The sequence below is a fragment of the Leptolyngbya sp. FACHB-711 genome (assembly GCF_014695615.1).
GTDB lineage: Bacteria > Cyanobacteriota > Cyanobacteriia > Elainellales > Elainellaceae > Leptolyngbya_A.
This window is the reverse complement of the sequence record NZ_JACJOR010000083.1, coordinates 1-11,566: the sequence shown is the minus strand read 5'-3', so window position 1 is coordinate 11,566 and position 11,566 is coordinate 1. Positions and strand designations below refer to the sequence as shown.

Genomic DNA, 11,566 nt, shown 5'->3' with positions numbered 1-11,566 from the left:
CCTGCGTGGCAATGCCGGTGACTTGTGGCAGCGCTGCCTTCAACAGCGGTGATTCATTCCGATTGCCAGGAGCCGAAACAAATGGGGCGATGACATTGCAGTTGCGATCACAGAAAGCAACCACTTTGTCTCCTTTGAGGTGTTTGTGTCCGCTGTATCCGAGATTATCGCCTCCTTTCTTCGCCGCAGTCGTCGTTCCATCGCCATGAATGACGCTGATGTCGAGATGACCCTTCCGATGCAGCAGTGACACAGACCCGGCAAAAATCGCATCAAAACAGCCCTGGGCTTCAAAGCGTCGAAAGGTGCGGTAGATTCTGGTGTAGTGAATTTCTGGTTGCCCATCTTTGTCCTTTTCGATGGGCAATTCTCTCCACTGACATCCGAGGTACAACAGTTTCAAGATGTAGTTGAACATCACATGAAAACCGAGCTTCGGCTGTGGACCACGAATTCCCATTTTCAGATGGGGCAAGACAAATTCCTGGAACTGCTCTAAGGTCAAATTCGTAGGAATTGCTTGCCAGGATTTGGATTCAGCCATCACTCCTCCAATTCTCATCCCGCTAAAAAGGCTTGTGTCACTTTAGCTTGAGTCGATGAAAGTTGAAGCAGATAGAGGCTTCCAGACAAATTCACCCAGAGAGCAAAACCCGCAACCAGTTGAGTGTGTCAAAGGTCAGGAAATGAGATCTAATGAACTACTGAACCTACGCCACTTGAACTATGACTTTTCGACCTGAACTCCTTGATGAATTGCTCAAAGGCTATGAGAATCCTGAAGACCTGCTGGGGGACGGAGGGATTCTTAAACAGCTGACAGCTGCTTTAGTGGAACGCTGCTTGAATGCGGAAATGAAAACGCATCTAGAGGAGCAACAGGCGGAGCCTGAAAGCGAAGCCAAGCCAACTCGTAACCGCCGCAATGGGCACAGCAAGAAGACCATTAAAGGTGAGTTTGGGGAAGCCCAAATCAGTGTTCCCCGTGACCGCAACAGTGAGTTTGAACCCCAGATCGTCAAGAAGGGACAGAGCCGCTTTGACGGCTTTGACGACAAGATCTTGTCACTCTACGCCAGGGGCATGAGTACTCGTGATATCCAGGCTCAACTGCAAGAGCTGTATGGGGTCGAGGTTTCAGCAGGACTGATCTCTAACGTCACCGAGGCAGTTGAAGCAGAGCGTAAAATTTGGCAAAACCGCGCCCTTGACCCGGTTTATCCCATTGTCTATTTTGATGCCCTGGTGATCAAAGTCAGACAAGACGGACGGGTCATCAACAAAGCAATCCACTTGGCACTTGGGGTGAACTTGTCGGGCACCAAAGAACTCCTGGGCATGTGGATGACCCAGAACGAGTCCGCCAAATTTTGGTTGCAGGTGCTAACAGAACTTCAAAATAGAGGACTTAAAGACATCTTCATCGCCTGCTGTGATGGACTCACCGGCTTTCCTGATGCCATTGAAGCGGTCTTTCCTAAAACGAGTGTGCAGTTGTGCATTGTCCATATGGTTCGAAATTCGCTTAACTACGTGTCCTACAAAGACCGTAAAGCAGTCGCGGCTGACCTCAAGCTAATCTACACGGCAAGCACAGAAACTCAGGCAGAGCAGCGCTTGGTCGAGTTTGCCGACAAGTGGGACAAGCAGTATCCGACCATTAGCAGGTCCTGGCTCAATCATTGGCAGCGGATCGTTCCCTTCTTTGCTTTCCCGCCTGAGATTCGTAAAGCCATCTACACCACGAATGCCATTGAATCGATGAATATGACCCTCAGAAAGGTGATTAAAAACCACCGTGCTTTTCCAACCGATGAATCTGCCCTAAAAGTTATCTATCTCGCAATTGGGAATATTGCCAAAAAGTGGACGATGCCCATTCAAAATTGGAAACCTGCCCTCAATCGCTTCGCTATTGAGTTTGGTGATCGCTTTCCAAGCTGAGTTTTAACCCTTGACACAATTCAGTTGACATACCCGAATCGAATTGTGAAGCGCAAGCCGTGCACTTCATGCTGCCCCGCCGATCGTCGCAGTGGGGCTTTTGTATCTTCGCAAAATTCGGAGATGCGGCATTGCCCTCTGTGACAATATGGATGAGACACCTGACCTCCCATAAATTACTGTCTAGTGCAGGTGAACCCTTATGGTCATGCCTTCGGTAGTGTCTTACATTTGTTGATGGTGTAGAGTAGAGGCACCTGCAAGCTCTCCATTCCCCCTATCTGCACCATGGCCCTCATTCCAGTAACTTGTCCCCATTGTTAGAACGAGCAGTTTGTCGTCAAAAATGGCAAAACAGCACAAGGCAAACAGCGGTTCCTCTGTCGCTCTCAAAGCTGCCAAGGACGAACCTTTATGCTCAACCCGTCTTACCCAGGGCGCACTCCTGCCATCAAAGAGCAGATTGTGGAGATGAGCCTCAATGGCAGTGGCATCCGAGACATTGCCCGAGTATTGCAGGTCAGTACTCGAACGGTGATTGGGGAACTTAAAAAAACAAGAAGTGCTCAAAGCAGTCAATGAACGCCTATTGCAACAGATTAAACCTGAGCAAGTGCAGGTCGATATTGTTCGAGTCGGTTTTGGCGCAGAGGATGCAGGCTTGAAGGTGAGCTAGACGAGATGTGGAGTTTCGTCCAGAAGAAGGCAAATCAGCGATGGTGATGGTGGGCAATTGACCATCACAGTCGGCAAGTATTAGCGTATGAATTTGGGAATCATCGTGACGCAGTATTTAAGCAGCTGCAAGCACTGTTAGAACCATTTGGGATTAGGAAGTTTTACACAGATGGATGGGGAGCCTATGAACGATGTTTAGAAGCTCAACAGCATCAAGTTGGAAAGGCAAATACGCAAAGAATTGAGCGGAAGCATCTAACGTTAAGGACAAGAATTAAGCGATTAGCGCGAAAGACAATTTGCTTTTCAAAGTGTGAGCAGATGCACGATACCGTGATTGGGTTGTATATTAATCGTTATGAGTTCGGGCTTCAGCTGTAATTGCAAGCTTCAACAAATGTAAAATACTACCGCTGCCCCACGGTGTGAGTTTAGCGGGTCTACCAATTAGGCTTAATGCCTGTTGATGAGTGATGCTTGTGTTACTGAACTATCTGAACGGATGGGTTTTTCAGAAAATGCTCATATCCTTCGCCGTGACTGCTTTGCTTCTCTTCCTCCCTGTACCAGAAGAGAGCGATTAAAACAGCTTTCTACATACGCTGTATGTATATCAGCTAGACCTGCACTGACGATTTCGTAGTTTAAAAACTTCTCCTGCTCCGGCGCATCCGGCTGCGGGTCAGAAACAAGGACGTCAGCAATTTTACGTCCCTGACGGTCGGTGTCATTGACCATCACAATCACTGTGTTATTGGCAGCAGCAATCAGCGATCTGAGATAATTACGGCTCTCTGTACTTCCTTGTTATTCGCCCTTGGGTGCGTTAATTCCACAAAATCGAATGCTTTCCTGTCGCCCGTTGAGCATTACTGTTAGCGTGTCCCCACTTTGAACATTAATGACCTCAGCCTGTCTGCTGTTCTTCGGTTCAGGGGATAAGCCAGTAGGCAGCGGCGGATTGGGATTGTCGTAATCAAGACGAGTTGCTAACTGAGAACTTTGCCACTGCTGGAATACTACCCAGCTCATAGCTGCCATCACTGCAACCGGAAGCAAATTGATGAGAAATTTAATTTGTTTCACTGAAAGTTGATTTGCGAGATTCCATGAGTATTGTTCCCATCACATCTGCTTCGTTACGATCAGCCAATCTAATGGAAAATGTCAGGACTTGCAACAGCACTGCTCCTGTCAAGTGACAGAGCAAGATTTAAGGACTCAGCACTGTGAATTTGAGTCAACCAAATGGCAAGCAACAGAGTGTCCATTACCGACCTGACTAAACTGAGGGTCTTCCTGTTTACAGCGATCGAATACATAGGGACAGCGCGTATGGAATCGGCAACCCTGTGGCAGATTACTGGGACTCGCAACATCACCTTGCAGCACAACTCGTTTTCGAGCTGCTTCAACAGTAGGATTGGGAATGGGAATAGCGGAAAGCAATGCCTGAGTGTAGGGATGGAGCGGATTTTCGTAAAGGGAAACGCAATCAGCAAGCTCAACAATTCTGCCCAGATACATTACGGCAATGCGGTCGGAAATATGTCGAACGACACTCAGATCATGAGCAATAAAAAGATAGGTAAGTCCCAGTTCTGACTGTAAGTCCTGCATCAGGTTAACAATTTGCGCCTGAATCGAAACGTCTAGGGCAGAAACGGGTTCATCGCAAACCACAAAATCAGGATTGAGTGCCAGTGCTCTGGCGATTACAATGCGCTGTCGCTGTCCGCCCGAAAACTCATGCGGGTAGCGATCTCGAAACTCAGGACTCAATCCCACCCGCATTAAAAGCTCACTGACTCTAGCTTGCCGATCGCTACTCGTCATTCTCTCAAAAACTTCCAATGGTTCAGCGATAATGCTGCCAACAGTCATGCGGGGATTCAAAGAAGCATAGGGGTCTTGAAAAATCATTTGCATTCGCCGCCGCAATTGCCGCAACGGTTCACCCTTTAAGCGAGTTAGCTCAGTGTCCTCTAGATAAACCTGCCCGCTCGTCGGTTGCTGAAGCTGTAAAATAGCGCGACCCGTTGTACTTTTGCCGCAGCCTGATTCTCCAACCAGTCCCAGCGTCTCACCTCGACGAATTTCAAAATTTAAGCCATCGACTGCCTTAATCCAGCCAACCTGTCGTTGCAAGACAAGTCCTCGTAGAATCGGAAAATAAACCTTCAAATCTTGAACTCGCAGCAGGGTTTCATTGGAATGAGCGGTTTGCATTTGAAGAAGTTGTGTTTGCGTCATAGCGGATTTTGGCAAAGCAAATTTAGGCGACAGTTGGTTGAGAAGACTGAAGCACGTCCTGCTCAGATGGTTTCACCCAGCAGGCAACTTGATGATCGCCCACAGATTCTAGCGGTGGATCTTCGGTATGGCAGATCGCGATCGCAAAAGGGCAGCGTGGCGCAAAAGGACAACCTTTTGGATAGTTCACCAAACTAGGCGGCACACCCTCGATCGGCTTCAGACGTTCCCGCTGTTCATCCAGACGCGGAATACTTTGCAGCAAACCAATTGTATAAGGATGGCGGGGATTGCGATAAAGCTGGTGAAGTGGTGCCTGCTCCACAATTTGTCCTGCGTACATAACCATAATGCGGTCGGCAAAGCCAGCTAGCAGCGATAGGTCGTGGGTAATCCAAAGCACCGCCATCTGTAGCTCTTGCTTCAGTTGCTTCAGCAGCTCCACAATTTGCGCTTGAATGGTGACATCCAACGCTGTCGTCGGCTCATCCGCAATCAGCAGCTTAGGGTTGCAAGCCAGTCCCATTGCAATCATGACTCGCTGCCGCATTCCTCCAGAGAACTGGTGAGGATAGCTGCAGATTCGTTCTTTTGCTCCTGGAATGCCTACTCGCTGAAGCAGTGCAATTGCCCTTGCCTTTGCCTCTGCTGAATTTAATCCCAAGTGCTGTTGAATTGCTTCAGTCATTTGCCGCTCAATCCGCAAAACGGGATTGAGCGAGGTCATCGGGTCCTGGAAAATCATGGCAATCTGGCTACCGCGCAAGTTTCGCATTTCAGTGCGGTTAAGCTGCAACAAATTACGATTTCCAAACCGCACTTCACCCGTAACGCTGTGTTTCGGCGGTGTAGATAGCAGCCCCATGATCGAGAGCATCGTAACGCTCTTTCCCGATCCGGATTCGCCCACAATGCCCAGGGCTTCCCCTTCATCAACATGAAAAGATACACCGTTGACCGCGTGAACTATACCGCCCGGCGTGAAAAAACGAGTGTTTAGATTGCGAACGTCAAGAAGGCGCGTCATGACAAGGATTGCTTAGAGATTAAAGAGTCAACGAGTTCCCGACTAAAAATGCCCGCTGGGTTCAAATTATTGGGAAGCGATCGACGGAACGAGGCATAATATTCCTGCTGCGACTCTTCATATAAGCGGCTCAGCTCCGTCACTGGTTCGACGTGATCGTCTACTCGTAAATCTAGATGAGCATAAGCTTCCGTACTCATTACATAAAGTGCCGCCGACTGCCGCCCTCGTTTATCTCCGCCTGCGATTTGCCCGGCTTGGAGGGCAAGCAACAGTCGCTTCACAAAGGTCTCCTGGTGATGTGACTGATAAGCTTCTGCCATCGCCTCGATCGTCTTTCCATTCACTAACATATTGCCTGCAACCGAGAAATAGGGAAACGTCTGGTGTCCTGCCCAATCCACGCATTCTTTTCCAGTCCAGGCAGCCGTACTGCCCATCTGATCGACCAGGTGCAGTTGACGATGATCGCGTCCAGCATCGTCTTGCAATAAAATCTTCAGCGTTGTTTTAGCATCATGCTGGCTCAGGAGTGTTAATCCTTGAACCCCAAATAGTGGATTTGTGAGACCCTGAGTGGCGATCGCTCCTACCCCCGCTTTTGCAAATGGGACGAGCGCCCCGACTGCTAAATTCTTGGTGGAAACCGCAATTCCGGTCATTCGAGTTGCTTCATCCCATGCCACAATTGAAAACGTCATACCTGTTCCTCCTTATGACCGTCGCTGCTGCGGATCAAGTGCTTCACGTAGCCCGTCGCCCAGTAAATTAAATGCCAGCACTGTGATGGCGATTGATAAACCTGGAAATGTGGTAATCCAGGGTGCTCGCTTAAAATAATCTCTGCCTGCTGCTAGAATTGCGCCCCACTCAGGCGAAGGCGGCTGTGCGCCCAAACCTAGAAACGATAAAGCTGACGCTGAAAGGACTGCAACCGACACACCAACTGTGGCAATTACAATAATTGGGGAAAGAATATTCGGGAGAATGTGCCGTAGAATCAATCGAGTGTGTCGTGCGCCCACTGCCTTTGCCGCTTTGAAATATTCCCGATTCTTCTCGACCAATACTGCGCCGTAAGTGACTCGTGCATAAAAGGGAATTGAACTAATCCCAACAGCAATCATGGCATTGGTTAAACTAGGTCCTAAAACCGCAACTGCTGCTAGCGCGATCAGTGTCTCCGTAAAGGAAAATAGCACGTCCATCAGTCGCATTAAAATCGTGCTAATCCAGCCACCTGCATACCCTGCAATCAGCCCAGCGGTAACGCCTGCTGTCATCGAAATTCCTACTGCAATGACACCCGTCATCAGTGTTAGACGACTGCCAAACACAATGCGGCTGAATAAATCCCGCCCAAACTCATCTGTCCCAAACCAGTGTGTGGTGCTCGGCGGCTGCAAGTTTTTACCAACGCTCATCTGAAGTGGATCAAATGGAGCAATTGCGGGTGCAAAGATTGCCACCAGGATTAATCCCAGCAGAATTATTGCTCCAACTTTAGAACCTGGATTTCGCAGTAGAACGCGGAGAAACTGCCGAAATTCTTTGGCATGAGTTAGAAATCGAGCGGAACGCGGAGAAGGTGCAATTTGCTGAGTCATCGATACGCATTAAGTTCAATAAAAAAGCAGAATTAACTATAGGTAATTCGAGGATCGATCCAGGCGTACAGTAAGTCCAGCACGATCGATACCAAAACCACAACTGTCGCAAAAATTAGAATAAATCCCTGAATTGTGGGATAGTCGCGTTGAAAAATGGATTGAATTGCTAACCGTCCAATACCGTTCCAGGCGAACACATTTTCAACCACGATCGCGCCACCCATCATGTAGGTGAACTGTAGACCCAGAATATTCACCACGTTAATCAGCCCGTTTCGCAGCGCATGGCGAGAGAGCACTACACTTTCAAGCAATCCCTTCGCCCGCGCTGTTCGCATATAATCCTGAGACAGCACATCCAGCATGGACGATCGCGTCAGTCGCGAAACCGCAGCCGCATTTGCCAATCCCAGCGTTAGCGCAGGCAGAATCAGATTCTTCAGATTGGTTCCAGATACAGGAAGCCAACCTAATCGAATTGAGAAAACGTAGATCAGCATCATCCCTAGCCAGAAGCTTGGAATTGAGATACCGAGAATTGCACCCGTCATTAGTCCCGTATCAATCCAGGTTCCACGCTTGTAGGCAGCAAAAAATCCGGCTGTGACGCCAAAAAACATGGTGATGATGAGACTTGTTCCTGCCAGTAGCAGTGTATTGGGCAGGCGCACTAGCAGCAGCGACAGGACAGGTTGATTGCCTCGAATCGTCGTGCCCAAATCTCCCCGCAGTACTCGGCTCATGTACATGAAGTACTGCTCGTAGATGGGGCGATCGAGTCCCAGGTTACGGCGAATTTGTTCTAACTGTTCTGGTGTGGTTGACTGTGACTGAGCATACATGATCTGTACCGGATCACCAGGCACCAGATGAATCAGGAGTGTAACTGCAATCGTTGTGACCCATATCGTAAACAGTCCACCTAGCAATCGTTTAATCAGATAACGAGTCATAAATTGAAGCAAAAAAAGGCAGAAATCAAGAAATGGAAACAGAATAACGATCAGCGACAGTATTAAAAGACATACTGCCGCTGATTAGCGATCATCTCTACTGCAACTTCACGTCATTAAATACGGGGCGATTGAAGGGACCAATCTTAAAACCTTGTACTTCTTTACGGCTGGCGTACACCCATAGGGAACCGGGCGTGTAGAGCGGAATGTGAACGGCATTTTGTAGCAGATACTTCATTGCCTCATCAACCGTCTGTTCACGCTGTGCTGGATCTACGGTAGTTCTAGTTTTCGTCAGCAGCGCATCCAGGTTTTTTGTTTGATAGCCGCTATAGGCACCGGGAGAATGCCAGAGCTGATACAGAATGTCTGGATCAAACCATGCCCAGTCCATCATGTCAAACGTACTCTTGCCACTCTTCTTTTCGTTTTCCTGCTTGACTCGCGCATTCAGTGAGCCAATGTCCATTGTTTCAATACTGACATTGATTCCTACCTGTGCAAGCTGACTCTGAAAGATTTGAACCATCTTCTCACGGTTGTCTCCCGTTGAAGTCATTAGCGTGACTTCCATTGGCTTACTTGGACCATAGCCCATTTCCGCTAAAAGCTGCTTTGCCTTGTCGGGATTGTGTTCATAGCCATACTGGGCACAGAAATCTTGATCGTTGCCAAACACTCCGCGACTAATCGGACAGCGTTCCCGCTTCACAAGATCGTCACCAAATGCTGTTTGAATGGCAGAATCCACGTCGATGGCATAAGCAACTGCCTGCCGTGCCCGAATATCATTGAACGGCGGACGCGAAATGGTGAACTCGAAGAAAAAGTTTTGTCCAGTATTTTCGGCAATATGTAGCTCCAGATTTTGGTCATTGCGAACGGAATCGAGGTCATCTAGAGGCGGATTCACAATGAGCTGAACTTCGCCTGTTTGCAGTCCTGCTAGGCGTGTTTGCGCTTCGGGAATCTGCCGAACGACAAGCTTACTGAAGGATGGCGCACCTGGATTTTCCACCGGACGACCAAACCGCTTGTAGTTTTCATTGCGCTCCAGATTGATCGAATCGCCCTTAGTCCAGCCCACCAGCTTCCAGGGACCTGTACCAATTGCCTTGGTCACCCCAAACTCCGTACCCAGATCCTTATTGCTATCGCAGAGCATACTGGCAAAGGGATCTGCCATAAAGGAAGCAAATGCACCGAACGGCGTGGCAAACTTAAAGTTTACGGTTTGCGGACCAACGACCTCGACTGCACTGATGGGTCCCCACGCTCCCTTAGTCACGCTGGGATTTTGAGTATCGATCGCCCGTTCTGCGGTGTACTTGACATCATTGGCATCAAATGAGCTGCCGTCATGACAGGTGATTCCAGAGTTAAGAACGAAGCGAACTTCTTTCCCATCAGGACTAATTTTCCATTCTTTTGCCAGGTTGGGCACAATTTCGCCCTTGTCGTTAAATGCCAGCAGCGTGTCATAAAGCTGGTCAAAAATTTGCCAGGAAAGAGTGGTTGTAGTGCGATGGGGATCAAGCGAATCAGCGTCGCCGTAGCGTGCCCAGACCAGTGTATCTTGGCTGCTAGCAGAAGCAGTCGTACTGGTTGCAGACTCCCCTGCGTTAGAAGTTGGCTGATTCGATGAAACCCCTGTACAGGCAGTGACTAGAAGGAACGTTGCAAACGCAAGACCAACGAGCGATTGCAACCGTCGCTTACCTACAAATAATGAAGATAGAAGTTGAAGCATAAAGCTTAATCCCTATTTGAAAAGAACACAAAGCAGGGTACTGAAACAAAGCAATGCCAAAGCAACGACAAAGCCAGGAGCCGTTAAAATACCAACGTCCTAATCATGCAAAATGATTGTTTTTTCAGTCTTTCGATGAAAATTAGTGACGTTCACTGGAAGTACAGAGAAAGAGTTAGTGATACTTAGCTATGGCAATTCATTAGTAATTGCAAATAGCCTAAAGACAATTCAGTATGAATTGTGAATAGATAAGAATTATCTAGCCAAGAGTTTACTTTACTAACCCGTTTAATCTGCTGAAGCTGTTTACCTGTCTTCAGAAGGAATACCTCCAGAAGGAATACTAAGAACACATCAGAATCAAGTAAGAATCATCTTTATAGAACTGCCAAGACAACAATGTATAAGCTATGACAAATGCAAACTCGAAAAATTGAGATGTTCATCAGCATCTCAGGCTTTATCTAATCCTTCAAGCTCAATTCATAAAAATCTATGTCATTACTCTCATTAGGCTTTATATAAGGAGTTTAGGCTTTCTGCATCTATGAAGGCACTGAGTTATTAAGAAAACCTAAGAATTTGCAGGTTAAGAAAAGTTGTGAAAAATTGGGGTTATTTTAGGAAGTAGCCTCAATATTAATACTGATGCTCCCTAATCATCACTTCACCTTAGAAGCAGGGTTAGACATTCTAAATGCTCTGGTTTACGCAAAACAGGGCAAGCACTTGAGCCAGCTTCAAGTTCACTTGCTGCAAGCATCCTGGTCAACCGAGCGGCAAAATTATGGAGCGATCGCAAAAGCATATGGTTATTCTGAGAATTATCTGAAATACGATGCGGGTCCTAAACTCTGGCATCTGCTCTCTGATGTTTTGCAGGAGAAAGTCAGCAAGACCAATGTCTGGGCTGCAATTGAGCGACGCTGGCAGCGGGAACGAAAAAGTAATAGCGATCGATTAATTTTCTCTCCTGCGCCGCCTTCTTTGATGCAGCCTGCTGTGCCTTCGATTCCATTAAATTCGGGGCATGGAATTACTCTTCCAGACACCGCTTGTTTTTATGGACGTGAAGCAGAATTAAGCCATTTGCGGAAGAAAGCAATCGCTGACCGCCACAGACTTATTGCAGTTGCTGGAATAGGGGGTATTGGTAAGACTGCACTGGTTGCACAATTTGTTCAACAACTTTACTCAGAATACGAAGTCTACGATAAATCTGAAACGGCAGAAGCAGTTCAGAAATCTGCTTCTTTGCATTGTTTACCCTTTCAAAAAATCGTTTGGCACTCGCTGGATGGCTCGATCCTGCTTAACCAACTGTTGAATGAGCTAATGGACAGCT

10 protein-coding genes and 2 pseudogenes are annotated in these 11,566 nt (G+C 47.8%); 3 read left to right on the top strand and 9 right to left on the bottom strand.

Features of this window, described 5'->3' with window-relative positions:
- Positions 1-544, bottom strand: a 544-nt coding sequence (locus H6F80_RS02365; RefSeq protein ID WP_190790007.1) for a transposase, incomplete at its 3' end; no start/stop codon positions are given.
- Between the two features lie 182 nt (positions 545-726).
- Between H6F80_RS02365 and H6F80_RS02360 the strand changes: the two genes are divergently transcribed.
- Both H6F80_RS02360 and H6F80_RS31040 read left to right on the top strand, forming a co-directional pair.
- The gene (locus tag H6F80_RS02360) at positions 727-1,944 is read left to right on the top strand and encodes an IS256 family transposase (RefSeq protein ID WP_190790006.1); all 1,218 of its coding nucleotides are present in this window, start codon (positions 727-729) and stop codon (positions 1,942-1,944) included.
- A 288-nt stretch (positions 1,945-2,232) separates the two neighbouring features.
- Positions 2,233-3,003, top strand: a pseudogene (locus tag H6F80_RS31040) (IS1 family transposase).
- Positions 3,004-3,144: 141 nt separating this feature from the next.
- Here H6F80_RS31040 and H6F80_RS02350 read toward each other — a convergent pair.
- From H6F80_RS02350 to H6F80_RS02315, 8 genes and pseudogenes are all read right to left on the bottom strand, one after another.
- Positions 3,145-3,405: pseudogene (locus tag H6F80_RS02350) on the bottom strand (thermonuclease family protein); the annotation flags it as partial.
- A 24-nt stretch (positions 3,406-3,429) separates the two neighbouring features.
- Entirely contained in the window at positions 3,430-3,708 is a 279-nt protein-coding gene (locus tag H6F80_RS02345; protein ID WP_190790005.1) for a hypothetical protein, read from the bottom strand.
- 135 nt (positions 3,709-3,843) lie between these two features.
- Entirely contained in the window at positions 3,844-4,875 is a 1,032-nt protein-coding gene (locus tag H6F80_RS02340; protein ID WP_242067126.1) for an ABC transporter ATP-binding protein, read from the bottom strand.
- 22 nt (positions 4,876-4,897) lie between these two features.
- Positions 4,898-5,902: an ABC transporter ATP-binding protein gene (locus H6F80_RS02335; protein WP_190790004.1), complete on the bottom strand. Its 1,005-nt coding sequence runs from the start codon at positions 5,900-5,902 to the stop codon at positions 4,898-4,900.
- Positions 5,899-6,603: a DUF1028 domain-containing protein gene (locus H6F80_RS02330; protein ID WP_190790003.1), complete on the bottom strand. Its 705-nt coding sequence runs from the start codon at positions 6,601-6,603 to the stop codon at positions 5,899-5,901. The genes H6F80_RS02335 and H6F80_RS02330 overlap by 4 nt, the downstream gene beginning before the upstream one ends.
- 12 nt (positions 6,604-6,615) lie before the next feature.
- The gene (nikC, locus tag H6F80_RS02325) at positions 6,616-7,509 is read right to left on the bottom strand and encodes a nickel transporter permease (RefSeq protein ID WP_190790002.1); all 894 of its coding nucleotides are present in this window, start codon (positions 7,507-7,509) and stop codon (positions 6,616-6,618) included.
- A gap of 32 nt (positions 7,510-7,541) precedes the next feature.
- Positions 7,542-8,465 (bottom strand): ABC transporter permease, encoded by a 924-nt coding sequence (locus H6F80_RS02320; RefSeq protein WP_190790001.1) that lies wholly within the window; start codon positions 8,463-8,465, stop codon positions 7,542-7,544.
- Between the two features lie 97 nt (positions 8,466-8,562).
- Positions 8,563-10,218 (bottom strand): ABC transporter substrate-binding protein, encoded by a 1,656-nt coding sequence (locus tag H6F80_RS02315; protein ID WP_190790000.1) that lies wholly within the window; start codon positions 10,216-10,218, stop codon positions 8,563-8,565.
- A 651-nt stretch (positions 10,219-10,869) separates the two neighbouring features.
- On the opposite strand from H6F80_RS02315, the gene H6F80_RS02310 reads away from it, so the two are divergent.
- Positions 10,870-11,566, top strand: a 697-nt coding sequence (locus H6F80_RS02310) for an ATP-binding protein (RefSeq protein ID WP_190789999.1), incomplete at its 3' end; no start/stop codon positions are given.

Excerpts from the sequence above, each read along its gene's own strand:
- H6F80_RS02360 (WP_190790006.1), top strand. The coding sequence starts at position 727 with ATGACTTTTCGACCTGAACTCCTTGATGAATTGCTCAAAGGCTATGAG.
- H6F80_RS02340 (WP_242067126.1), bottom strand. The coding sequence starts at position 4,875 with ATGACGCAAACACAACTTCTTCAAATGCAAACCGCTCATTCCAATGAA.
- H6F80_RS02335 (WP_190790004.1), bottom strand. The coding sequence starts at position 5,902 with ATGACGCGCCTTCTTGACGTTCGCAATCTAAACACTCGTTTTTTCACG.
- H6F80_RS02330 (WP_190790003.1), bottom strand. The coding sequence starts at position 6,603 with ATGACGTTTTCAATTGTGGCATGGGATGAAGCAACTCGAATGACCGGA.
- nikC (WP_190790002.1), bottom strand. The coding sequence starts at position 7,509 with ATGACTCAGCAAATTGCACCTTCTCCGCGTTCCGCTCGATTTCTAACT.
- H6F80_RS02320 (WP_190790001.1), bottom strand. The coding sequence starts at position 8,465 with ATGACTCGTTATCTGATTAAACGATTGCTAGGTGGACTGTTTACGATA.
- H6F80_RS02315 (WP_190790000.1), bottom strand. The coding sequence starts at position 10,218 with ATGCTTCAACTTCTATCTTCATTATTTGTAGGTAAGCGACGGTTGCAA.